General features: G+C 69.4%; 25 protein-coding genes. 14 read left to right on the top strand and 11 right to left on the bottom strand.

Translation table 11 applies throughout. The annotated features are described in order from the left end of the window. Positions 1-235 precede the first annotated feature (235 nt). The gene (locus ABD154_RS04375) at positions 236-1,027 is read left to right on the top strand and encodes a M15 family metallopeptidase (RefSeq protein ID WP_344250305.1); all 792 of its coding nucleotides are present in this window, start codon (positions 236-238) and stop codon (positions 1,025-1,027) included. A gap of 69 nt (positions 1,028-1,096) precedes the next feature. Here the strand turns inward: ABD154_RS04375 and ABD154_RS04370 are convergent, their stop codons facing one another. Together ABD154_RS04370 and ABD154_RS04365 are read right to left on the bottom strand one after the other, a co-directional pair. Beyond that, the gene (locus ABD154_RS04370; protein ID WP_211978593.1) at positions 1,097-1,744 is read right to left on the bottom strand and encodes a pyridoxamine 5'-phosphate oxidase family protein; all 648 of its coding nucleotides are present in this window, start codon (positions 1,742-1,744) and stop codon (positions 1,097-1,099) included. A 330-nt stretch (positions 1,745-2,074) separates the two neighbouring features. After that, on the bottom strand, positions 2,075-2,590 hold the full coding sequence (locus ABD154_RS04365) for a DUF1990 domain-containing protein (RefSeq protein WP_249120979.1): 516 nt from the start codon (positions 2,588-2,590) through the stop codon (positions 2,075-2,077). Positions 2,591-2,732: 142 nt separating this feature from the next. Between ABD154_RS04365 and ABD154_RS04360 the strand changes: the two genes are divergently transcribed. Beyond that, entirely contained in the window at positions 2,733-3,185 is a 453-nt protein-coding gene (locus ABD154_RS04360; RefSeq protein ID WP_211978592.1) for a MaoC family dehydratase, read from the top strand. Positions 3,186-3,265: 80 nt separating this feature from the next. On the opposite strand, the gene otsB is transcribed toward ABD154_RS04360, so the two are convergent. Together otsB and ABD154_RS04350 are read right to left on the bottom strand one after the other, a co-directional pair. Next, positions 3,266-5,911: a trehalose-phosphatase gene (gene otsB / locus ABD154_RS04355; RefSeq protein WP_198499976.1), complete on the bottom strand. Its 2,646-nt coding sequence runs from the start codon at positions 5,909-5,911 to the stop codon at positions 3,266-3,268. Positions 5,912-5,960: 49 nt separating this feature from the next. Then, on the bottom strand, positions 5,961-6,611 hold the full coding sequence (locus tag ABD154_RS04350) for a hypothetical protein (protein ID WP_211978591.1): 651 nt from the start codon (positions 6,609-6,611) through the stop codon (positions 5,961-5,963). 93 nt (positions 6,612-6,704) lie between these two features. Here ABD154_RS04350 and ABD154_RS04345 point away from each other — a divergent pair, with 93 nt between their 5' ends. The 4 genes from ABD154_RS04345 (at position 6,705) to ABD154_RS04330 (ending at position 9,657) form a co-directional block, all read left to right on the top strand. Beyond that, on the top strand, positions 6,705-7,454 hold the full coding sequence (locus ABD154_RS04345) for an ArsR/SmtB family transcription factor (protein ID WP_249120978.1): 750 nt from the start codon (positions 6,705-6,707) through the stop codon (positions 7,452-7,454). Between the two features lie 241 nt (positions 7,455-7,695). Further along, positions 7,696-8,925 (top strand): serine hydrolase domain-containing protein, encoded by a 1,230-nt coding sequence (locus ABD154_RS04340; RefSeq protein ID WP_344250299.1) that lies wholly within the window; start codon positions 7,696-7,698, stop codon positions 8,923-8,925. Then, on the top strand, positions 8,922-9,302 hold the full coding sequence (locus ABD154_RS04335; protein ID WP_198499980.1) for a hypothetical protein: 381 nt from the start codon (positions 8,922-8,924) through the stop codon (positions 9,300-9,302). The genes ABD154_RS04340 and ABD154_RS04335 overlap by 4 nt, the downstream gene beginning before the upstream one ends. A gap of 142 nt (positions 9,303-9,444) precedes the next feature. Next, complete coding sequence (locus ABD154_RS04330; protein ID WP_198499981.1) at positions 9,445-9,657, top strand: hypothetical protein; 213 nt, start codon at positions 9,445-9,447, stop codon at positions 9,655-9,657. A gap of 126 nt (positions 9,658-9,783) precedes the next feature. On the opposite strand, the gene ABD154_RS04325 is transcribed toward ABD154_RS04330, so the two are convergent. Then, positions 9,784-10,203, bottom strand: coding sequence for a Rieske (2Fe-2S) protein (locus ABD154_RS04325; RefSeq protein ID WP_198499982.1), 420 nt, complete (start codon positions 10,201-10,203; stop codon positions 9,784-9,786). A 102-nt stretch (positions 10,204-10,305) separates the two neighbouring features. On the opposite strand from ABD154_RS04325, the gene recQ reads away from it, so the two are divergent. Then, positions 10,306-12,141 (top strand): DNA helicase RecQ, encoded by a 1,836-nt coding sequence (recQ, locus tag ABD154_RS04320; protein ID WP_344250294.1) that lies wholly within the window; start codon positions 10,306-10,308, stop codon positions 12,139-12,141. Here the strand turns inward: recQ and ABD154_RS04315 are convergent. Both ABD154_RS04315 and ABD154_RS04310 read right to left on the bottom strand, forming a co-directional pair. After that, positions 12,129-12,578: a VOC family protein gene (locus ABD154_RS04315; protein WP_211978586.1), complete on the bottom strand. Its 450-nt coding sequence runs from the start codon at positions 12,576-12,578 to the stop codon at positions 12,129-12,131. The two genes, recQ and ABD154_RS04315, sit on opposite strands and share 13 nt — an antisense overlap. Positions 12,579-12,722: 144 nt before the next feature. Next, on the bottom strand, positions 12,723-13,205 hold the full coding sequence (locus ABD154_RS04310; RefSeq protein ID WP_211978585.1) for an Lrp/AsnC family transcriptional regulator: 483 nt from the start codon (positions 13,203-13,205) through the stop codon (positions 12,723-12,725). Positions 13,206-13,342: 137 nt separating this feature from the next. Between ABD154_RS04310 and kynU the strand changes: the two genes are divergently transcribed. Next, complete coding sequence (gene kynU, locus ABD154_RS04305) at positions 13,343-14,608, top strand: kynureninase (protein WP_211978584.1); 1,266 nt, start codon at positions 13,343-13,345, stop codon at positions 14,606-14,608. A 105-nt stretch (positions 14,609-14,713) separates the two neighbouring features. Here the strand turns inward: kynU and ABD154_RS04300 are convergent, their stop codons facing one another. Then, the gene (locus ABD154_RS04300; RefSeq protein WP_211978583.1) at positions 14,714-15,529 is read right to left on the bottom strand and encodes an MOSC N-terminal beta barrel domain-containing protein; all 816 of its coding nucleotides are present in this window, start codon (positions 15,527-15,529) and stop codon (positions 14,714-14,716) included. A 238-nt stretch (positions 15,530-15,767) separates the two neighbouring features. On the opposite strand from ABD154_RS04300, the gene ABD154_RS04295 reads away from it, so the two are divergent. The 3 genes from ABD154_RS04295 (at position 15,768) to ABD154_RS04285 (ending at position 17,312) form a co-directional block, all read left to right on the top strand. Then, a complete protein-coding gene (locus ABD154_RS04295; protein ID WP_137824913.1) occupies positions 15,768-16,139 on the top strand; it encodes a hypothetical protein in 372 nt (123 codons plus the stop codon). Positions 16,140-16,205: 66 nt separating this feature from the next. After that, entirely contained in the window at positions 16,206-16,793 is a 588-nt protein-coding gene (locus tag ABD154_RS04290) for a cysteine hydrolase family protein (RefSeq protein ID WP_211978582.1), read from the top strand. 96 nt (positions 16,794-16,889) lie between these two features. Continuing rightward, the gene (locus tag ABD154_RS04285) at positions 16,890-17,312 is read left to right on the top strand and encodes an OsmC family protein (RefSeq protein WP_211978581.1); all 423 of its coding nucleotides are present in this window, start codon (positions 16,890-16,892) and stop codon (positions 17,310-17,312) included. A 24-nt stretch (positions 17,313-17,336) separates the two neighbouring features. On the opposite strand, the gene ABD154_RS04280 is transcribed toward ABD154_RS04285, so the two are convergent. Next, positions 17,337-18,188: a polyphosphate kinase 2 family protein gene (locus ABD154_RS04280; protein ID WP_211978580.1), complete on the bottom strand. Its 852-nt coding sequence runs from the start codon at positions 18,186-18,188 to the stop codon at positions 17,337-17,339. A gap of 240 nt (positions 18,189-18,428) precedes the next feature. On the opposite strand from ABD154_RS04280, the gene ABD154_RS04275 reads away from it, so the two are divergent. After that, complete coding sequence (locus ABD154_RS04275; RefSeq protein ID WP_211978579.1) at positions 18,429-19,121, top strand: GOLPH3/VPS74 family protein; 693 nt, start codon at positions 18,429-18,431, stop codon at positions 19,119-19,121. A gap of 95 nt (positions 19,122-19,216) precedes the next feature. Here the strand turns inward: ABD154_RS04275 and ABD154_RS04270 are convergent, their stop codons facing one another. After that, positions 19,217-19,906: a trimeric intracellular cation channel family protein gene (locus tag ABD154_RS04270; protein WP_211978578.1), complete on the bottom strand. Its 690-nt coding sequence runs from the start codon at positions 19,904-19,906 to the stop codon at positions 19,217-19,219. 160 nt (positions 19,907-20,066) lie between these two features. Between ABD154_RS04270 and ABD154_RS04265 the strand changes: the two genes are divergently transcribed. Further along, a complete protein-coding gene (locus ABD154_RS04265; RefSeq protein WP_211978577.1) occupies positions 20,067-20,930 on the top strand; it encodes an alpha/beta hydrolase in 864 nt (287 codons plus the stop codon). A gap of 72 nt (positions 20,931-21,002) precedes the next feature. On the opposite strand, the gene ABD154_RS04260 is transcribed toward ABD154_RS04265, so the two are convergent. After that, complete coding sequence (locus tag ABD154_RS04260) at positions 21,003-21,506, bottom strand: OsmC family protein (RefSeq protein WP_198499994.1); 504 nt, start codon at positions 21,504-21,506, stop codon at positions 21,003-21,005. A gap of 102 nt (positions 21,507-21,608) precedes the next feature. Between ABD154_RS04260 and ABD154_RS04255 the strand changes: the two genes are divergently transcribed. Continuing rightward, the gene (locus ABD154_RS04255; RefSeq protein ID WP_211978576.1) at positions 21,609-23,195 is read left to right on the top strand and encodes a molybdopterin-dependent oxidoreductase; all 1,587 of its coding nucleotides are present in this window, start codon (positions 21,609-21,611) and stop codon (positions 23,193-23,195) included. The last annotated feature ends 75 nt before the right edge of the window (positions 23,196-23,270 follow it).

Here is a 23,270-nt window from a genome sequence, read left to right as displayed (position 1 = left end):
GGGTACGACACAGGTGACTTGGAGCATGATGACGGGTGAGCTGACGGCAGCGGGAACGGTCCGGCGGAGAGACCTCCGCAACCGGCAGTCGACCCCCCAGACCCCGCCCGCAGCACCCCTCCCCTCCACTCACCCCACCCCCTCTCACCTCACCCAACACTCGACTCTCTCACCCCGCCGCGCCGCGATGGCCGCGGAGGCACGCACTGCGTCAGGGTCGCCTCGGCGCGAGGCGATGGCCAAGGAGGCCGGCCACGGAACGGTCGGTGCCGGGTACTCCGGGCACCGCGGTTCCGACGGTGCGCTGCTGCGGTCGGTGCGCCGGAAGCGTGCGACGACGGTCACGGCTCTGTCGGGTCTGTCCGTGACCGGTGCCGCGGTTGCCGCCGTGATGTTCGCCACCGCGGGCGGTGGCAGCGAGGTCAAGGTCGAGGCGATCGCCGAGGCCGGCCCCAAGCAGGTGAGCGCCGAATCCGTCGACGCCGCGATCCCGGCCTCCGACGACACGACGAGCGTCGAGATCGGCGCGCCGAGCGCGAAGCAGGACGGCGCACAGGCCGCGAGCCGCGCGATCGAGAAGAGCGCGCTGCCCGGCTGCTCGGCCGATCAGAAGTACAGCGCGGGAGCGAGCAACGGCGAACTGCCCGAAGAGTGGCTCTGCGACCTCGGCAAGGGCGGGCACCGACTGCGCGCCGATGCCGCGGTGTCGTTCGCTGAGATGAATGCCGCGTACAAGAAGGAGACGGGCAAGGAGATCCCGATCACCGACTCCTACCGCGACCTCGCCGGTCAGATCTCCGTGGCCGGCCGCAAGCCCGGCCTCTCCGCCCGCCCGGGCACGTCGATGCACGGCTGGGGCATCGCCCTCGACCTCGGCGGCGGCACCGAATCGAAGACCGGTCCGTGGGACTGGCTGGTCAAGAACGCCGGAAAGTACGGCTGGGAGAACCCGGACTGGGCCAAGTCGTCGAAGTACGAGCCCTGGCATTGGGAGTACGTCCCCGCCCGCGACAGCATCAAGGGCTGACGCGGCACCAAGGACTGACGCGGCTCGATGAGCTGAGTGAGCGAATCGGCGTCAAGGTCCGACGCAGCATCAGGAACTGAGTCGGCCGGCAGCCTTCTGCGCTGCCAGGATCGCTGGGGTCGGAGAGATCCCCGCCCGCAGATCCGGAGTCGCCTCCAACCGGCTGCGCAGCTCCGTGAACCGGATCTTCCCCGCCCACGCGTCACCTGCGACATCGTCGTCGGGGTCCTCGGGCCAGTCATCGGAGATCCGCAGCGACCATTCGTTCATCGGCATCTCGAGCAGCATCGTGGCAGCCAGCTCCTTCTTCGTCGAGGGCCGCACCTCCGCCGTTCGACCGGGGATGAGCCGATCGGTCAGCAGCCTGAGCACCTCCTCCTTCCTCGCCTCCGGCACCTCCGCGAACTGTCCGAGGATGAGTGCGCTGCGGTAGAGCATCGAGGACTCGAAGGCGCTGCGTGCGACGACCACGCCGTCGACCTTCGTCACCGCGACCGCGCACGGCTCGGCGGTGAGCTGACGCATCCACCGTGACCCCGTCGAACCGTGGATGACGATGCCATCGTCGACGCGGGCGATCAGCGTGCCGAAGGTGAACGGTCTGCCGTCGCGGATGACGGACACGTGGGCGATCGCCGTGTCATCGAGGAGAGCGCAGAGGTCGGCGAACTCCGTGCTCATCATCTCGGGTGAACGCTGGGGAATGAGGTGGCTCATGGAGACTCCGGTGTCAGTGGTCACGGGTCGCGCGGCGGGCCCGCGAGACGTGCCCCGAAGGTATCACCGCACGCGGCCTCGACCGCGACGAATCCCGTCGCCGAGGCGGTTCCCCCGGGTGCCGATGCCATGGTCCGATCCGGTGCCACGGACACGGTCCCCGCGAGTTCCCGAGGTGGATCCGGCTCGAGATCGGGCGATTCTTCGAGTCGGATCCACCTCGGGAACGGCCCTGGCACGGAGATCGCCCCAGCCACGCCCGCCGCTCACCGAGCCCGCCGCTCACCGAGCCCGCCGCTCACCGAGCCCGAAGCTCACCAGGCCCGGACCTCACCGTCGTCGCAGGGCGCGGGCATAGCGCCGTCGGTAGAAGACCTGCGCGATCCGCACGAGGGGCTCGCCGAGGCGCCAGATTCCCATTCCGGCCCGTGAGGCCGAGCGGAGGACGAGGAAGACCCGGTCGTCGGGGAGACGGACGAGGAGGAACGACTCCTCGCCGGTGATCGGGTGGCCGGGCTGCGTGCCGTAGGTGAAGCCGCGGACGTCCTCCGCCTCGATGACGGCGAGCACCTGCGAGGGCTCCGGCAGACGGAACGGACCCAGACGCACCCGGATCGTCGGCTCCTGTCCCACCGCCACCCGGATGCCTGCGGGATCGATGTCGAAGCCGCTGCGGGTCTTCACCTCCCAATGGAGCAGCTCCTCGGCGCAGCGCTCAAACGTGGCCCGCCCGTGACCGACGAACGATGCGGCCTCATAGGTGCGGTGGTCTGCGGGACGGTCGAGCCACCTCGGCGAGTGCGGTCGGGTCAGCAGTGCGGAGTCGTCCATGCTCGGCGAAGTCATCTCCCCAACCTATCGAAGGGGTGTGCGGAGCGGCGTTCGGCAGTAGAGTGCGAGGGGACGGCCGTCGACGATCGAATGTCCGATAAGGGACTCGATGGCGGCCGTCGGCCTGACCACGCCATCGGATCGAAGGGGAACCCACATGCGCACACTCACCGGCATCGACGAGGTCGAGGCGGCCGTCGGCACGGAACTCGGGACGTCGGAGTGGCTGACCGTCGACCAGGACATGATCACCGCGTTCGCCGACGCCACCGACGACCACCAGTGGATCCACCTCGATGAGGAGCGCGCGGCCGCCGGGCCGTTCGGCGCGACGATCGCCCACGGCTTCTACACGCTCTCCCTCCTGCCGAAGTTCTCCTCCGAGATCTTCGCGATCGAGGGAGTGTCGATGAAGATCAACTACGGGCTCAACAAGGTCCGCTTCCCGCAGCCGGTCCTCGTCGACTCCCGACTGCGCGACACCGCTACCCTCACCGAGGTGACGCGCAGTCCGAAGGGCACGCAGCTGGTCATCAGGCACGTCATCGAGATCGAGGGCCAGGAGAGGCCGGCCTGCATCGCGGAGATGGTCAGCCTCCTCGTCGAGTGAGGCGACGCGTTCAGTCATGTGACTCGTTCAGCAAGGCAGCACGTCGAGTCCTGTGACGCGCCAAGCGCGGCGCGGGGTGCTCAGCTGGGACGGTACTCGTCGAGCATCTGGGCGACGCGGATGTAGCCGAGATGCGAGTAGGCCTGGGGGTGGTTGCCCAGGTGCATCTCGGCGACGGGATCGTACTCCTCGGGCAGCAGCCCGGTGGGCCCGAGCAGATTGTCGAGCTGCCGGAAGAGATCCCACGCATCGTCGATGCGACCGACCTTGATGAACGCCTCGATGAGCCACGTCGTGCAGATGTGGAACCCGCCCTCGAGACCGGGCAGGCCGTCATCGTAGCGGTAGCGGAAGACCGTGGGCCCGACGCGCAGCTCCCGTTCGATGGCGTCGACGGTCGCGATGAACCGCGGGTCATCGGCCTCGAGCAGACCGCTCAGACCCACGAACAGACCTGCCGCGTCGAGATCCGGCTCCCCGTAGGCGACGGTGAAGGCACCGACCTCCTCGTTGAAGCCATGGGTGAGGATGTCGCTCTTGATCTCCTCGCGCAGCTGACGCCACGCCCCCGGCAGCTGCTTGTCGAAGCGCTCGGCGATGCGCAGGGCGCGGTCGACGGTGACCCAGCACATCACCCGCGTGTAGACGTTGTGCTTGGGCGCACGCCGGGCCTCCCAGATGCCGTGATCGGCTTCGAACCAGCGTCGGCTCACCGCTTCGACCATCTGGGTCGTCAGGGTCCAGTAGGCGTCGGGCAGCTCGCCGAGGCGCTCGGTGAGTTCGTCGAGGAGCTCGGTGACCGGCCCGAAGACGTCGAGCTGCACCTGGTGCTCAGCGGCGTTGCCGACCCGCACCGGGCGCGACCCGGCGTATCCGGGCAGATGCGCGAGCACCGCCTCGGTGGTCAGTGCCGAACCGTCGACGGCGTAGAGCGGGTGGAGCTGTTCGGGGGCGACCGTGTGGGAGAGGATCCCGGTCAGCCACGAGAGGAACCCTTCCGCCTCGGCGGTCGATCCGAGGGCGAGCAGCGCCCGCGCCGTCATCGACCCGTCGCGCAGCCACGTGTAGCGGTAGTCCCAGTTGCGGACGCCGCCGATGCCCTCGGGCAGGGAGGTCGTCGGGGCGGCGAGGATGCCGCCGGTGGGCTCGTGGCAGAGTGCGCGCAGGGTGATCGCCGACCGGATGACCTCCTCGCGGTGATGGCCGGGGATGGCGAGCGTGCTCGCCCAGTTGCGCCAGAAGTTGAGCGCCCGATCTCGGACATGGCCCTCTCCGCCCTCGGCGATGAACCGGGCGTCGCCGGTGCCCGACCCGCACGCGAGGACGAGGACGACCTGGCCGCCGGGGAAGTCCGAGGGCACGACGACCGCCTCGGCGGTCTGGGACTGTCCCGACTCGACGATCTCGAAATCGACGCCGGGGGCGAAGAGCCGGATCGGCTCCGAGGTGCCGAGCACGCGCACCCCGTCACGGATCGGCGCGAGCCTGGTCGGCACGGTGGCGTAGTCGAGTCGCGGGGCGAAGCGGATCCGCGCGGGCGCGTCGCCGGTGAGGACGCGGACGACGATCGTGTCGTCGCTCGCGCCGTCGACGGGCGCGAGGTAGTCGATGCAGCTGAGCCCCGGCCACCGGGTCTCGAGCAGCGTCGAATGCGTGAGGTAGCGCTGGGTGAGCGGGTCGACGCCGGATTCGGCGCCCACGGCGAAGTAGCCGGCGGCCGCGGACCCGAGGATCTCGGAGAACATCGACGAGGAATGCGGCAGCGGGTGGGGCATCCAGCAGATGCTGCCGCCCGGGTCGACGAGGGCCGTCGACTGCCCGTTGCCGAGCATGCTGTGACGCTGGATCGGGATCGCCTCGCGCCCGAACAGCCACGACTTGCGCAGCTCGTAGATCGCGGCGAGGACGACGGAGACGACGTCGGGCGAATCGATGCGGAACTCCGCGTGGGTCTCCGTCCCGTCGTCGCCGACCTTGAGACCGAGGTCGAAGTCGCCGAGGATCTCGAGGGCGAGCTCGTCGGAGCGGTCATCGCCGATGAAGACGACGACCTCGGCACCCGTCTCCGCGCGCAGATTCGCCAGGGCCTCGGCCTTCGACGAGGGCACGACGGAGAGGTCGACGACCTGCTTGCCCCGGGTCGGGAAGATCTCGTGCTTCTCCACGAGCGCGGCGATGCCGTCCTCGACCTTCTGCCGGGCATCGTCGTCGAGGCCGCGCAGGTGGACTGCCGCACCTGCCGTCTTGTGCTCGATCACCTCGGCGGGCAGGGTGTCGACGAGGTCGCGGCGGAAGGCCGCGAGTGCCGTCCGCTGCCGCGGTTCGAGCGCCCGGTGCACCTCGCTGTCGGTCTCGCCGCCGTGGGAGCCGAAGAGGTGGACCTCGCGCGGCAGCCGTGACATCGCCGCGAGATCGCGGAGGCTGCGCCCGGAGATGACGCCCGCCGAGGTGGACGGCAGCAGGGCGAGGGCGCGGAGCGAGTCGACCGAGCTCTCGAGCGGGTACGCCTCGGCGGGATTGGCGACGATCGGCGCGATCGTGCCGTCGTAGTCGGTGGCGATGAGCAGCGACGGTGACCGTGAGACCTGGAAGAGGCGCCGGAACAGCTCATCGGGCAGGGCGCGACTGGCTTCGGCGAGATCGCCGAGGAGGCCCGACGACGACACGGACGCCGAGATCGGAGTCAGGGGGGACACATGGCCGTAGTCGTTCTCGACAGTGCTCATCTCACCTCAGGCTTCGGGTCGGAGGTCGGGTGTCGGTCGGTGGTGCGGATTATTCGGCTGCGGTGTCGTGCGCGTCGTCGGCGGCATCCGCGCTGCGGGCTGCCTGTCTGCCCTTGCTGATGCGCGAGTACCCGCCGATGATGAAGATCACCCCTGCGATGAGCGAAGCGGCTCCCGTGAAGCCGATGATCGCCAGTGCCTGGAAGTCGGTGCCGAACATGAGGATGATGCCGAGCAGGATGTGGACTGCGGCGGAGATGAGGAAGTCCGAGGCCATCGGGTGGTGGACGAGCTTGCGGTAGTTCCACAGTTCGATGAGCCCGTGGAGGACGGCCCAGATGCTCAGGGCGGCGCGCACCTCGGCGGGCTGGTCGGCCATGAAGAGGAAGACGATCGCCGGGATCGTGATGATCGCCTGACCGAAGATCGCGGTGCGCACCGACAGCGGCGAGCGCAGGGCCTGGTAGACGAGGGCGAGCGCGAGCAGCGCGAGGTAGCCGATGCTGAGCAGATCGACGATGTCGACGCCGAGGGACAGCTGCATCGGATTGGCCGCATCCCGCGGCCAGAACACGGTGGCGAAGCCGAAGAGGACACCGAGGATGCCGCGGACGATCATCGGCGCGCCCATCGTCCTGGCCTCGGCGAGCAGCTCCGAGGCGGGGGCGACGGGTTCGGTGCGGGATTCTTCAGTACTCATCACCCGTCCAGTTTAGGTCTCCGACCCCACCGAGTCCCAGCGGCTGAATATTCTGCTCTTTACGTAATTACGTAATTCGCGTATTCTCAAGCTATGAGCACCTCGTCATCCGATTCCGCGCACCTCTCGGCGACAGGGAGCACCGCCCTCGAGGCTCGTCTCGGGGCCCTCGAAGCGCGGGTGGCCGAGCTCGAAAGCACACAGGAGCTCGAAGGCTCCCGGGCGGGGGAACCGGCCACGGCGAGCAACGGTGAGCAGGCGAACGACGGTGAGCGCCCACGATCCGGGGATCGCCCGAGCACTCGTGACCAGGCACGTTCCGGGGATCGCCCGAGCACTCGTGACCAGGCACGTTCCGGGGAGCGCCCGAGCAACGGTGAGCAGGCGAGCACGCGCAGCACCGCGGCGCCCCGCTTCTCTGCGGGCGGACCGGACGACGACACGTTCTGGGTCCTCAACGGACTCGTCGACCGCCTCGGCGAGGACGCCGGCGTCACCTACGCCGGTCACGTCACGCCGCCGGGCACCGATTCCCCGGTCGCATGGCAGATGGGGCTGACCGCGGCAGCCTTCGACGAGATCGATTTCGCACAGGCCGCACCGGCACTGTCGGCGTTCAGTCATCCCGTCCGGCTCGCGCTCCTCCAGGCGATCTACACGGGCACGACGACCGTCGCCGAACTCAGCGCCGACGACCGCTTCGGCACCACCGGCCAGGTCTATCACCACCTCAAGGCGCTGGCCTCCGCCGGCTGGCTCGAGAACTTCCCGCGCGGTCACTGGCGAGTGCCCGCACAGAAGGTCATCCCGCTCCTCACCCTCATCCTCATCGGAACCCAATGACCCCACCGGCGGCGATCATCGCGCCGCCCACATCCTGACGTGCCCTCGGCACCACGACCAGCCGTCTCATCGACCGATCGTCGATCCGGCCAATCGCCGGACCGACCACCCACACCACCGACCACCCACACCACCGACCACCCGACCCACCGGATCAGCACTGCACCGGCCAGGCACCCACTCGACCCGTCTCATCACCTCCGCATCGCATCACTTCAATCACTCGATATCAGGAGTTGCCATGACTGTGACATCCGCCACTGACACGGACACCCGGCGGTCGCCTCGGCGCAGGGAAATCGCCATCACCGCGGCCGCTCTCACGGCGATCGTCGCCGTCCTCCTCACCCCTCTCCCCCGCGGATTCCAGGGTGAGGTCACCGGCGACGAAGCGCTCATGGCGGCCACCGCTACCGCGCTCGGCAGCGGGCACTGGCAGCACGTCGCCGTCGCGAAGGTCGACGGGGACACGGTGACGACGGCGGGAACAGGTGCCGACGCGACCACGGAGTTCGAGATCGGCTCTCTGACGAAGACCTTCACCGCCGCCCTCTTCGCCGATGCGATCGACCGGGGTGAGGTGACCGCGGAGACCCGCCTCGGCGAGATCTGGCCCCAGCTCGAGGGACACGTCGCCGAGGTGACGCTGTTCTCACTCGCGATGCACCGTTCCGGACTGCCGCGGGTCGAGCCGGCGCCGAGCGTCGGTGATGCGGTCGCGTCGGTCTTCGCGACCTACCTCCACCGGGATCCGTACCGCGGCAGCGTCGACGACCTCATCCGCACCCTCGGCGACACCGACGTCAGCGATACGACCCCGGAGTACTCGAACTTCGGGTTCGCGGTCCTCGGGCAGTCGCTCGCGAAGGTGAGCGGCCTGAGCTACCGCGAACTCGTGGAGCAGCGGATCACGCAGCCGCTGGGGATGACGCGGACCTTCGTGCCCACCTCGGCGACGGGGCTCTCGCACGGGTACACGGCATCGGGCCTGCCGGCGGCCCCGTGGACCCTGGGTGCGTCCGCTCCGGCGGGGGCGATCCGGTCGACCGCGGGCGACATGGCGATCTGGCTGCGCGCCACGATGGAGGGCACCGCGCCGGGAGCCGCCGCAGCCGTGCCGCGGGCCGATTTCGACGCGGCCGACCGCATCGGCTTCGCGTGGATGACGACGACAGGGCGCACCCCGGCCGTCACCTGGCACAACGGCGGCACCGGCGGGTACAGCTCGTTCCTCGGCTTCACTGCGGACGCAGGCACGGGGATCGTCGTCCTCGCCGACTCCGCGATCTCCGTCGACGGCGCCATCGACCTCATCTCCACTGCTTCGGGCTCCGCCGCGCCCACACCCACCAGGGCTGCCTCCGCCGGGTCCCACTTCACGGAGTCCGCCGAGGTGGGGGCCGCCTCGGCGCGATCCGTCCCCGACTCCACCGCACCCCGTTCCGCCTGGACCGAAGGAGAACGCTCATGAGCGCAGCCCTCGTCTCAACGATCGTCACGACCCTCGTCCTCGCGTACGCCGCGTGGACCGCGCTGGCCGCCGCCCGACGAGCGCAGTCGCGCCGACAGCTGCTCGCGGGCCTTCTCCCGGCCGTCGCGTTCGTCCTGCTCATCCGTCTCATCGGGGCGTTCGGGGGATGGACGGACGCCGCGCTCTGGGTATGGCTGGCCGTGATGGTCGCCTGCGTCTGGGCGGCGTTCCGCGCCGCCTCGGTGTGGCCGGACCTGCCGTGGAGCGCTGCCGATCCGAAGGTCGCACGCGGTGAGATGCCGCGCCTCATCATCGGAGCGGCGTTCGCCGCCGCCATCGCCGGAGCACTCGTCCTCCCGGGCCTGTTCCTGGGGTGAATGCCATCGGTCGCGACGCTGGGCACCGCCAGCCGACGACCGCCGTTGAGAGCACTGACGACCGCCGTTCAGAGCACCGACAACCGCCGATCAGAGAACTCGAGAGACGACACGCAAGAGAACACCTCAAGGAGAATGCATCATGGTCAATCGACAGCTCCCGCGTCCGAACGCATCATCGTGGACGACCGCCGTCATCGCAGCGATCCTCGGCGGGATCGTGGGATTCCTGCTCTTCGATCCGCTCTTCGCGGTCCCGTTCGCCGTCATGGGCTTCCTCGTCGGCATCGGAGGCGCCTACAGCGTCCAGTCGGCGAAGAAGCCCGACGACCGCCCCGACTCCCCCGGCGACTGAGGACGGGCGCGCCCCCGCTCAGCGACGACGCCGCGGCCGCAGTTGCTGCGCCGAAAGGTTCATGCGCTCGGCTGAGAAGGTGAGCCGCTGCGCCGTGCGGTCCGGCTACTGCGTTGTGCGGTTCGGCTACTGCGCCGAGAGGTTGAGGGTCCCGCCGGAGTCGGTGACCTGGTAGGTCGCCAGCGCTTCGGTCGCCGGACCGGAGAGCACTTCGCCGCTCGTCGCCGAGTAGCGCGAGGAGTGGCACGGGCAGACGATCTCGGTCTCGGTCACGGTGCGGACCTGGCACCCCTGATGGGTGCACACGGAGGAGAAGGCATGGAACTCCCCCTCCTTCGGCTGGGTGACGACGTAGGCCTCGTCGACGACGATGCCCGACCCGACGGGCACGTCGCTCGCCGGCACAGTCGCATCCGGCGGCGCCGAGGCCGAGGACCCCGAACCGGATTCCGAATCGTCGGGGCTGCACGCCGAGGTGAGTCCGACGACCGCGGCTGTCCCGACAGCTCCCGCGGAGGTGATCATCGTGCGCCTGTTCGGTTCCATGCAGCTCTCCTCAGCTCGTCGGTGGGTCTCCCCCTCCAGCCTATCGCGGCTCCCGCTCCGGCCCTGAACGTTCGCGTCAGGGTCGTCCACTAGGCTGGGCGCATGACCGCCCCAGCCACGACCTCCGCCCTCGACGTCCTCCACGATGTCTTCGGGTACGAGGACTTCCGCGGCCAACAGGCGGCGATCGTCGACCAGCTCATCTCCGGCGGTGATGCCGTCGTGCTCATGCCCACCGGCGGCGGCAAATCGCTGTGCTATCAGATCCCCGCGCTCGTGCGCGAGGGCACCGGGATCGTCATCTCCCCGCTCATCGCCCTCATGGCCGATCAGGTCGCAGCGCTCGACAACCTCGGCGTGCGGGCCGCCTACCTCAACTCCACCCTCGACATCGACGAAGCGCAGGACGTTGAGCGCCGCCTCCTCGACGGGGAGCTCGACCTCCTCTATCTCGCCCCCGAACGCCTCGTCCTGCCGCGGACGATGCAGCTGCTCGAGAGGGCGGACATCTCCCTCTTCGCGATCGACGAGGCGCACTGCGTCTCCCAGTGGGGTCACGATTTCCGCAGCGACTACCTCGGCCTCGGGGTGCTCGCCGACCGCTTCCCCACGGTCCCCCGCATCGCACTGACCGCGACGGCGACCCCGGCCACGCACGCCGAGCTCACCGAACGGCTGCAGCTGCGCGACGCCGAGCACTTCGTCGCGAGCTTCGACCGCCCCAACATCACGTACCGGATCGAACCGAAGGCCTCGGCCCGCTCCCAGCTCATCAGCTTCATCACCACCGAACACCCCGGCGACTCCGGGATCGTCTACTGCCTGTCCCGGCGCGGGGTCGAACAGCTCGCCGAGGCGCTCGTGGCCCGCGGAATCCCCGCCCTCCCGTACCACGCAGGCCTGCCCGCCGAGGTGCGCGCCGAGCACCAGGCCCGCTTCCTCCGCGAGGACGGCCTCGTCATGGTCGCGACGATCGCCTTCGGCATGGGCATCGACAAACCCGACGTCCGCTTCGTCGCCCACCTCGACCTGCCCCGCAGCGTCGAAGGCTACTACCAGGAGACCGGACGAGCCGGACGCGACGGCCTGCCCGCGGATGCGTGGATGGTCTACGGCCTCGGCGACGTCGTCTCCCAGCGCCGCCTCATCGAATCCGGGGAGGGCGACCAGGCCCACAAGCGCCGGGTGATGGCCCACCTCGACTCGATGCTCGCGCTGTGCGAGACCGTCGACTGCCGCCGCGTCCAGCTGCTGCGCTACTTCGACGAGGAGTCCGGTCCGTGCGGCAACTGCGACACGTGCCTGACGCCGCCGGCGACGTGGGACGCGACCGTGGCCGTGCAGAAGCTGCTCTCGACGGTCATCCGCCTCGACCGCGAACGCGGCCAGCGCTTCGGCTCCGGCCAGGTCATCGACGTCCTCCGCGGCAGCGCCAACGACCGCTCGCGGGCCTCTGACCATGAGAGCCTCAGCGTGTGGGGCGTCGGCGCCGACCTGTCCGAGGGCGAATGGAAGGCCGTGATCCGACAGAGCCTGGCCCGCGGACTCCTCGAGTCCCACGGCGACTACGGCGTGCTCGTCCTCGGGCCCGCCGCCGACGCGGTGCTGCGGGGGCAGACCGGGGTGTCGATGCGCGTCGATCCGGTGAAGAAGTCCGGTGCCTCGCGCTCAGGATCGAAGCGCCGAGGCGGTCCCGAGGTCGCGCTCGACCCCGCCGACTCCGCCCTGTTCGAGGCCCTGCGGTCCTGGCGCGCGGGACAGGCGAAGGAGCAGAGCGTGCCCGCCTACGTCATCTTCCCCGACGCGACGATCTACGGCATCGTCGAGGCCAAACCGACATCTTTTGAGAGCCTCGGCCAGGTCAGCGGTGTCGGACTGAAGAAGCTCGAACGCTACGGCGACGCGGTGCTCGAGGTCCTCGCGGCTCACAGAGGCTGATCGGCCGTCGCCTCCGTCTGCGCGAACGCCTCCGGTCCCGCCTCGGCGGCAGCCGGGTCCATCCACATGAATTCGAGGATGTTCCCGTCCGGATCGGTCATGCTGATGCCGTACATGAACCCGTGATCCGTCGGTGGGCGGTTCTCTCCGCCACCTGCTTCGAGGATCGCGGTGCGCATCGCATCGACATCGGCCCGGGAGTCCCGGGAGAGCGCGGTCATCACCTGCGCCACGGAGTGCGGATCGGCGATCGGCTTGTCGGTGAAGGTCTGCAGATACTCCTTGGTGAGGATCATGAAGAAGATCGCGTCGTCCCACTTCACGCACGCGGCGTTGTCGTCGGAGAACTCGGGGACGATCTGCGTGCCGAGCGCCGAGTAGAAGGCCTTCGCCCGTTCGAGGTCGAGGGTGGGCAGGTTGACGAAGATCTGGGACATGACTGCTCCTTCGCAGTGGGGTGATCGCGTGGGTGCGGTGCCGCACCTCATCCTCACCGGTCGCCGACGCCGAGTCAACGGTCACGGCTGCATGCGCCCGCCTCGGCGGGTGCGGGTTGCCCGACCTCACCTCGGCGGGCGAGCTCACCCGCGGTGATGGCCGAAGACGAGGCTCGTCTGCGTGTGCGCGATCGTCGTGTCCGAGAGATGCTCCTCGATGAACGTGTGGAGACCGCGGGGGTGGCTCGCGGCGATGTGGACGAGGAGGTCGCGCTCGCCGGAGACCTGGAAGACCTCGAGGGTCTCGGGCACGTCGAGCAGACGGGCGATGACCGAGGCGATCGCGGCGCGTCCGACCGGTGTCATCCGCACGGAGACCATTCCGAAGACCGTGAGACCGAGCGCCTCCCAGTCGATGTCGGCGTGGAAGCCCCTGATGACCCCGCGCCGGCGCAGAGCGCTCACCCGGCCCGAGCACGTCGAGGGCGCGAGTCCCACCCGCTCGGCGAGCACCTTGTTCGAGATCCGGGCATCGGCGCTGAGCTCGCGGAGGATCGCGAGGTCGGTCGCGGCCAGGGGTGCACCGGGTTCGGCACGGTGATCGGCGATGAGACTCGAATGATTCACCGTTCTCCTTGAGGTTTTCCGTCGATCGTTCACTTCCGCATCGATCTTCTCGCATCTTTGGCACGATGGGAAGGCGACCCGACGAGTCACCGTCGTCGCCGCCCGACTGTGACGGACCTGCGAAGGAAGGACCCTCGATGACCGAGATCGACCGCGCCGCCTGCGAACGCCGCGACGCCGCTGACCCACTGCGCGGCTTCCGCGACGACTTCATCATCGACGAGGGCACGATCTACCTCGACGGCAATTCGCTGGGCGCACGTCCGCGCGGCGCTGCCGAGCGGGCGCAGGAGGTCATCGCCGAGGAATGGGGCACCGGCCTCATCCGCTCGTGGAACACCGCGGGCTGGTTCGAGATGCCGGCCGCACTCGGCGAGAAGGTCTCCGGCCTCGTCGGCGGCGGTGCCGGCAGCACGGTCGTCACGGACACGACGTCGATCAATCTCTTCAAGGCCGCCTCGGCGGCGCTGCGCATCCAGCGCGAGGACGCCCCCGACCGCCGGATCATCCTCACCCAGCGGGAGAACTTCCCCTCCGACATCTACATGCTCCAGGGCCTCGCCGAGCAGCTCGACGACGGGTACGAAGTGCGCCTCGTCGACGACGCCGAGGTGACCGCGGGCTTCCCCCAGTCGATGAGCGACGAGGTGGCCCTCGTCGTCCTCACCCACGTCAACTACCGCACCGGCCGGCTATTCGACATGCGGTCGACGACCGAGGCGATCCATGCCGGCGGCGCCCTGGCGATCTGGGATCTGTGCCATTCGGCCGGCGCCCTGCCCATCGACCTCGCCGGCGACGGCGCCGACATGGCCGTCGGATGCACGTACAAGTTCCTCAACGGCGGCCCCGGGTCCCCGGCCTTCATCTGGGTGTCCGAGGACCTGCAGAACCGGTTCGCCCAGCCGCTGTCGGGGTGGTGGAGTCACGCGAAGCCGTTCGAGATGAGCCCGGACTACGCCCCCGCCGACGGGATCCGCCGTTTCCTCACCGGCACGCAGGGCATCGTGTCGATGTCCGTCGCCGAGGTGGGGCTCGACGTGGCCGCGCGAGCGGACATGAGCGCGGTGCGGGCGAAGTCGCTCGAACTCAGCGACCTCTTCATCGACCTCGTCGAGCAGCGCTTGGCCGCGCACTCGGTCGAGATCGTCACCCCGCGCGACCATGCGCACCGCGGTTCGCAGGTCTCGATCGCCCACGAGGAGGGATTCGCGATCATGAGCGCGCTCATCGACCGCGGCATCATCGGCGACTACCGAGAGCCCTCGATCCTCCGCTTCGGCCTCACCCCGCTCTACCTCGGCTTCACCGACGTGTGGGACACCGTCGAAGCGCTGCGCGACATCCTCGACAACCGCCTGTGGGACACCCCCGAGTATCAGGTTCGCGGCGCGGTCACCTGAGGCCGCGAGCGACGGATCTCAGCAACCCTCAGGGCACTCGGCAATACAGTGCTCGGCCGCTCTGCGCTCGACAACACATCGCTCGGCCGCTCTGCGCCGAGTCCCTCAGCATCCGGAGTGCTGGACCACCTCGGCGTAGACGCCGAAGAAGGGCTCGCCCACACGGTTCGTCGCCCTCGTCGCGGCAAGCGTCCGCAGCAGACGGCCGGTGCGCTCCCCGGTCATCGGATCGAAATCGATGACCGCACAGCGCGGCACCGGTCCCTCGATCCGCACCCGCAGCCCGTCGACCGCCCCGCGCACGGTCATCACCCTCCCCAGCCACGTCTCCTCGACGAACGGCTCGTCGGTCTCGACGAGAAGCGTCGCCCGGAAGCGGTGGAAGAGATCAGCCACTGCGGTATCACCGATCGTCCGAGCCCGTTCACCGTCGGCCACCGCAGCATGCCCGGCTGTCCCGGTGCCGTTCTCCTCCGCACTGTCGGCCACTTCGGCGATTGAGGCTGTGGCGACGATTGTCAGCGGCTGTCCGAAGACGATCGCTCCGCGCGGGGCCTGAGCCAGGTGCACCGCCTGTCCGAGGTGGTCGGAGAGCAGCTCGCTGTGGGCGCCGGTCGTCAGACAGAGTTCGACGGAGCGTCCCCAGTAATCGCAGGTCAGCGTCTCACCGGAGAGTTGAGGCGCTTCGGCGACCGTGGTGCCGTCGGGCAGCGTCACCGAAAGCTGAGAACCCTGCAGGCGTGCGACGACGGAGAGCAGCGACGGATGCTGCACGGTCCGCAGAACCCGCCCGCGGACGGCATCGATGAGGCAGAAGCGACGATCGCCGAGCGGACCGTGCGCATCGAACTCGGCGTCCGGTTGGACGCTGTGCCGAGTTCCCTTGATCGGAGTGAACGCGACAGCGCGGGTCTCGATCACCTCGGCGCTCTCCTCTCTGCCCTATCGCTCCAGTCGGACTGCACCGCCCGATCATGCCAGTCGGACGCGGCCGACTCCACCAGCCGGACAGGCCGACCGTGGGGACAACCCGGCATTCCATCTCGCGAGCGCCCGCGTCCCACACTAGGGGATCGTTCACGTCGCGGAACCACCCCCACTAGGCTGGTCCACGGACGCACATCTGCGCACACAGCGCACCTGACCAAGGAGTCTGCTCATGCCGAAGATCACGATCGGCCTCGGAATCGTCCTCATCGTCCTCGGAGTCATCGCGTGGTTCGCCACCGCCATGGCCAGCGTGACCGCGCTCATCCCCGCGTTCCTCGGTCTCGTCATCGCGATCTGCGGTGTCATCGGCATCCGCCGCCCGAAGATCGGGATCCACATCGCGCTCGTCGTCGCCCTCCTCGGCGTCATCGGCACGTTCATGAACGTCCTGCAGCTCGGCGCCCTCTTCGCCGGCACCGCCGAGCGCCCGGCCGCCGTCATCGTCAGCACGATCACGTTCGTCCTCCTCATCATCTACATCATCCTCGGCATCCGCTCGTTCATCGCGGCCCGCCGCAGTCCCTCCGCCAACCTCGGCTGAGTTCGGGAACCGCCCTTGACCGGCGAGCCGAACTGGCAGATCATCGAAGGGATCGAGGAGGATCACATGATTGCTGACTCAGCATCCACCCCCGCTCCCGCCCGCCCCGCGGACCGGCCGGACTCCGCTCTGATCGTCATCGACGTGCAGAACGGCGTGATGGCCGAATCGTGGAAGGCCCCCGAGGTGATCGACACGATCTCGGGTCTCGTGGACCGGGCGCGCGATGCCGGCACCGAGGTGGTGTGGGTCCGGCACAGCTCGGACGAAATGCCGGTCGACTCCCCGCAGTGGCAGATCGTCGACGCGCTCGCTCCCGCCGACGGTGAGGCGATCGTCGAGAAGACCCACGGCAACACCTTCGAGGAGACCGACTTCGAGGACGTGTTGGCCAGCCGCGACATCGGCCACCTCGTCGTCACCGGCGCACAGTCGGATGCGTGCGTGCGCTCGACGATCCACGGCGGGTTCTCGCGCGGCTACGACGTCACCCTCGTCTCCGACGCGCACACCACCGAGGACCTCACCGCATGGGGCGCGCCAGAGCCGGAGATGGTCGTCTCCCACACGAACCTCTACTGGGGATTCGAATCGGGACCCGGTCGCACCGCCGCGGTGAAGGAATCCGCCGACATCGACTTCGGCACCCGGTGACACGGCGCGACCCCGCCTGACCGGCGGTCGGCGAGGGAGTAGACCGTCGTCTGCCTCTGCCTCTGCCTCTGCCTCTGCCTCTGCCATGATGGGACCATGAGCGAAGACAAGCGCAGCATCGAACTGACCCGCATCGCCCCCAACCACTACCGCGCCACTGCCCCGAACGGCGCGAGCATCGAATTCGGTCGCGGTGACGGGCTCATGACCCCCGTCGAACTGCTGCTGGCGGCGGTGGCCGGATGCTCATCGATCGACGTCGACACCGTGACGAGCCGTCACACCGACGCTGAACGGTTCGACGTCCGGGCGAGCGCCGACAAGATCGTCGAGGACGGCGCCAACCGGCTCGAGAACGTCCACCTCGACTTCGACCTCGCGTTCCCCGATGATGAGGCGGGCCGCCGTGCGGATGCGCAGATCGAGAAGCTCGTCGGACTCTCCCACGACAAGTACTGCACGGTCTCGCGCACTGTCGAGCACGCGACTCCCGTGAGCTACAGCGTCCGCCGCGACTGACCTGCGCGGGGGCGCTCACCCGCCTCAGCTTGCGAGGAGGCGCTTCTTCTCGACCTCGATGTCGAAGTCGGCCGGCGGCCACTGCGGGTCGATGCGCTCGAGGGCATCGAGGATGAGGCGCTGCACGGCCAGGCGGGCGTACCACTTGCGGTTGGCGGGAACGACGTGCCAGGGCGCGACCTCGGTCGAGGTGCGGTCGAAGACATCCTGGTAGGCCTGCATGTACTCGGGCCAGAGGAGTCGTTCGTCGACGTCGCCGGTGTTGTACTTCCAGTACTTGTCGGGCCGGTCGAGGCGCTCGAGGAGGCGGTCGCGCTGCTCGTCGGGTGAGATGTGGAGCATGACCTTGATGACGATGACGCCCGCCGCGGCGAGTTCGGCCTCGAAGTCGTTGATCGCCTGGTAGCGGCGCTCGATCTCCTCGGCATCGGCGAGCTCACGGACCTTGCCGATGAGCACGTCCTCATAGTGCGAGCGGTCGAAGACGCCGATCATCCCCGGCCCCGGCACATGCGGACGGATGCGCCAGAGGAAGTCGTGCTCGAGCTCCTCGTCGGTGGGCTTCTTGAACGCCGCGAGCTCGACGCCCTGCGGGTCGACGGACCCGACGACGTGACGGACGATCCCGCCCTTGCCCGCCGTGTCCATCGCCTGGAGCACGAGGAGCACGGCAGGGCCCGTCTCCGCGTCGTGATGGGCGGCGAACAGGCGTTCCTGCAGGTCATCGAGCTGCGCTGCGGTCGCCGCGAGCTCCTTCTGACCGGTCTTCTTGTCGCCTTCGTAGCCGGGGGTCGCCTCCGGATCGACATCGGCGAGGCGGAAGCCCTCGTCGACGCGCAGAAGGGGCTGGGGATCTTCGGTCCAATGGCTGCTCATGCGATCATCTTCGCAGGTGGGCAACCGGCCGTCCACAATCCTCGGACGCCGTGACCCGCAAGTCACGGACCCAGTGACCCGCAAGTCACGGACCCAGTGACCCGCAAGTCACGGTCCCGGCGACCTGCCGTCCCCGGACCCACAGACTCACGTATCCCCGGCCCCGGCGACCCGACGACCCCTGGGCGAGACCGCATCCCATCGCCTACCCTGGAATCACCGCAGCGGGAGGGGCGCCCCATGGAAGACGAACTGCTCATCGTCGAAGAGCTCATGCTCCTGCTCCTGGCCGATGACGGCAGCGCGATCGCCGGCTCGAAGGTCCTCCACTGCGTCCTGCCCGGCGCCGTCCTCGCCGAACTCGCGCTCACCGGCCGCCTCGAGGTCCATTCGCATCGCCGGGTCGGCGGCACCCTCATCCATGCGAAGCGCACGACCCCCGACCCGCAGATCGATCCGATCCTCGCCGAGGCGCTGCGGGCGATGGGCACGCGCGAGCACTCCGCGTACGGCCTCATCTCGGGTCTCGACCTCGACGTCCGCCAGCCCGTGCTCGACCGCTTGGCCGCGAAGGGCATCATCCTCCGCGAGACGAAGAAGGTCCTCGGCGTGCTCCCGACGACCCGGTGGCCGACGCTCGATGTGCGCGCCGAGGCGGCCCTCCGCGACCGTGTCACCGCCGTCCTCGACGACGGCCGGGCTCCGGATGCGCGCACCGCTGCGATCATCGCGCTCATCTCCGCGGCTCAGGTCTACGTCCAGCTCCAGCCGCGGATGCCGTGGAACGCCGAGGTGGCGACCCGACTCAAGGAGATCGAACGCGGACAGGTCAGCGCCGCCGAGGCGACACCGGAATCCCAGGAGATCATCGAGGAGATCGCCAGGGCCGTGCTCGCCATGACGTCGTCGGCCTCCTCGGCGCCGATCCTCTGACCGCATCAGCGACCGAGTCCGGGACGACCGGCCCAACGACCGCGCAGGTCACCGGCACAGCCCCCGTCCGCAGCGTGTCCACCGCGACCGCGGGCTCAGTCGGGGCGGCGGAACACCGCGGGCAGGCGCTTGCGCCGCGACTGCCCGTCCCTGGCGCGCAGCGACCACTGGCGCATCGGCTGCGGCACCCGCCACTGCAGTCTCCACGCGAGCATCCTGAACCCGAAGGCGAACGCCGCGATGAGCACCGAGGTGACGCCGCCGAGGAGACCGAGCCGATCGGCGAGGATCGTCAGCCCCGAACCGAAGAGGGCGGGAATGAGGTAGAGGTCGGTGCCGCGGAAGATCGCGGGATCCTCGTTCGCGACGACATCGCGCAGGAGTCCGCCACCGCACGCGGTCAGCGCGCCCATGAGGAGCGCGACGGGCGCCTGGGCGCCGGCTTCGAGCGCGATCGCCGTGCCCGTGAGGCTGAAGAGCCCCATGCCGAGCGCGTCGAAGACGATGATCCAGATCCGGGCGCGCAGCGTGCGCTGCCCGATGAGGTAGATGAGCAGGGTCGCGAGCAGCGGCGGGGCGAGGTAGATCGGGTGGGCGAGCGCATTGGGCACGCGGTCGAGGAGGATGTCGCGGATCATGCCGCCGCCGATTCCCGCGAGCAGACCGAGGACGAGGCCGCCGGTGATGTCGTAGCCGCGGCGTGCCGCGAGCAGCACACCGGAGATTGCGAAGACGAATGTGCCGAGGAGGTCGAGCACCAGCAGCACGGTCTCCGTGAATGACATGACCTCTCCTCTGCTCTCCCAATCACTGTCGCCCCCACTGTAATGCGGGCCGGGCGCTCCGCATTCCGCCACCGACGCACTCGGCCTGCGTGAGCCCCCGCCGCGGTGGCGTCAGACCACGTCCCGCCTGCGCACTACCGTGTGCCGCTAGGGTGAGTGCATGTCCGAACCCACTGTCGTCCTCATCCACGGCGCGTTCGCGAACTCGCTGACGTTCGCCCCGCTCCAGGCCGAACTCGCCGCCCACGGGGTCCGCTCGGCCGCGCTCGACCTGCCGGGCCACGGCTTCTCCGCCGTCATCCCCGACGGGTATCAGCCCCCGCAGGATCTTGGGGCGCTGGCCACTGCCCCGAGTGCGATGGCCGGGGTGAGCCTGGCCGACACCGTCGCCCATCTCGCCGAGGCGATCGGCCGCCTCCGCGACACCGGACCCGTCATCGCCCTCGCCCACAGCCGAGGCGGAATCGCCCTGACCGCCCTGGGCAATGCGCACCCCGAGCTGCTCGACCACCTCGTCTACACCTCGGCGTGGGCCCCGGTCGACCTCGAGGCCGCCGCCTACAACGCCGAACCGGAGATGGCCGACGTCGATGCCGGCGTCCTCGCGTCCCTCCTCGTCGGCGATCCGGGGCAGCTCGGTGCCCTGCGCTGCAACTTCCGCGGCGCCACCGGCGAACAGCTCGCCTCGCTCAAGGCCCTCTTCTGCGCCGACGCCACGGCCGACGAGTTCCTCACCTTCGTCGGCACGTTCCAGCCCGACGAGAACCTCGACGCCGGCGGCCCGGACGACCGCGCCCAGGCGGACACCTGGGGCACGATTCCGCGGACGTTCATCCGCCTCGGCGAGGATCGATCGATTCCCCTGCCGATGCAGGACCGCCTCATCCGGGAGGGCGATGCCCTCACCCCGGACAATCCCTACCGGGTGATCACGCTCGACTCCTCGCATCTGCGGTGGCTCATCCGTCCCGCCGAGGCGGCCGAGGCCATCGCCGGCATCGTCGCCGAGGTGCGCGCCCGGTAGCACGCGACCGTGCGCCCCCGCTCATCGCGGAGGCGCACGGTCGATGCGCTCATCTGTCCCGGCTGCGGTGCCTCAGCTGAGCTGGAAGTTGTCGGGGTTCTTGTAGTCCTCGATCTCGACGACCGGGGTGCCCATCCCCTTGAGGAGCTTCGAGATGGGACAGCGGGCGTGGGCGCGGGCGGCGTACTTCTCCGCATCCGCGTCGGAGACTCCCTCGACGGAGATGAAGGCGCGGGGCACGAAGTAGAAGCCGCCGGACTTCTCCTTGTGGAGGTCGACCTCGCAGCGCACCCGTGACAGGGCGTCGACCTCGTTGACGGCGAGGACGACCTTGAGGGTCTCGCCGAGGCAGGTGCTCCACGCCATCGCGAGGAACTGCTCGGGGTTGCTGCCGAGCTCCGTGTGCGAGGTCGGGGCGGTGGCGAGAGTCGGACCGTCTTCGACGCGCACTTCTCCCGACGTGCCGCCGAGGTTCTCCACCCGAGCGGTGTAGATCGGTGCGTTGGGGCCTTTGGGTTCGTCGTCCGAGTCGGCGGGGCGCGCCTGCGGCTCGGCGTATCCGGGATTCTCAGTCATCAATCCATGCTACGACAGCAGGGAGACGCCCGGCTGAACGTTTCGCGAATTGCGGACGCGCGGCCGGACCATCTGCCGGTCCCTCCGCTCCGAATCCCCCACATGAGACTCCGTCTGCGCTCCATCCTCGTCGGCGTCGCCGCGACGCTCCTCCTCTTCGGCCTCGCCGACCTCGTCGCCCGGCTCATCGGACCGACCTCGGCGCCGCTGCTCGTCCTCGGGCAGGCGATCATCCCGCTCACCCCGACGAGCGTCATCAAACCCGTCATCGCGCTCTTCGGCGCCAATGACAAGATCGTCCTCGTCGCCACCGTCGCGCTCGGTGCCCTCATCCTCGGCGCCCTCATCGGCTGGCTCGGCGGGACGCGACCACGGGTGGCGCTGGCCGCGTTCATCGTCGCCGGCCTCGTGCCCGCCGGTGCCGTCCTCACCCGGACGGGTTCGACGCTCATCGACGTCGTTCCCACCCTCGTCGGGCTGGCCGCCGGGGTCGTGGTGCTGTGGGTCGGCCTGCGCTGGGCCGCACAGGCCACGGCAGCACAGGCGCAGGCATCGACCACTGCCGCGCGCACCCCGCTGCTCACCCGGGACTCCCCCGCCGACCGCGCACAGCGGGCCGGTTCACGGCGGCGCTTCCTCGCGCTCACCGGGATCGCGGCGGCCGTCGGCGCCGTCGGGGTGGCGACGGGCCAATCGATTGTCGCCCTGACCAGGGAGGCGGCCGCCTCGGCGGCGAACCTCGTCCTCCCCCGCGCCGCCCGGACGGCGGGACCGATCCCCGCGGGGGCGAGCCTCGACGTCGAGGGCATCCGCCCGTTCGTCACCGCGCAGAAGGACTTCTACCGCATCGACACCGTCCTCGCCCCACCGACGATCGACCCGCAGGACTGGTCGCTGACGATCCGCGGGATGGTCGACCAAGAGGTGACGATCACGATGGACGAGCTCCTCGCGCTGCCCCTGCAGGAGCAGCACACGACGCTGACGTGCGTCTCGAACCCCGTCGGCGGGGACCTCGTCGGCAATGCCACGTGGTTGGGCTACCCCGTCCGGGAGCTGCTGCGCCGTGCGGGGCCGAGCCCGGACGCCGACATGGTGCTCTCCCACTCCCATGACGGCTTCACCGCGTCGACGCCGCTCGAGGCGATGCTCGATGACCGGGACGCGCTGCTCGCCGTCGGAATGAACGGCGAGCCGCTCACCCCCGTGCACGGCTTCCCGGCCCGACTCGTCGTCGCCGGTCTCTACGGCTTCGTGTCGGCGACGAAGTGGGTGACCGAACTCGAGGTCACCCGATTCGACGAGAAGGAGGCGTACTGGACGCAGCGCGGATGGGACGCGAAGGCGCCGATCCTCGTCGCCTCCCGCATCGATGTGCCCCGTCCCCTGGCGAAACTCCCCGCCGGGACCATCACCGTCGGCGGCAGCGCCTGGGCGCAGACCCGCGGCATCGACCGCGTCGAGGTGCGCCTCGACAACGGCGACTGGACGGAGGCCGAACTCGGCGCCGAGGCGACCGTCGACACATGGCGGCAGTGGCGGGCCGAGTTCGACGACGTCCGGTCGGGCCTCCACAGCGTCACGGTGCGCGCCGTCGACAAGGACGGCACCGTCCAGACCGCTGAGCGCCGCGAAGCCATCCCGAACTCCGCGACCGGTCACCACCGCATCCAGTTCACCGTCGAGTGAGCCGGCCGTGCCCGGGATTCGCCCGAACGCGCAGCCCCGCCCCACACCCGCATTCCTCCCCCGTCACCTCGGTGT

Source organism: Brevibacterium sanguinis (assembly GCF_039528855.1).
Lineage (GTDB): Bacteria > Actinomycetota > Actinomycetes > Actinomycetales > Brevibacteriaceae > Brevibacterium > Brevibacterium sanguinis.
This window is presented reverse-complemented; position numbering and strand designations above follow the sequence as displayed.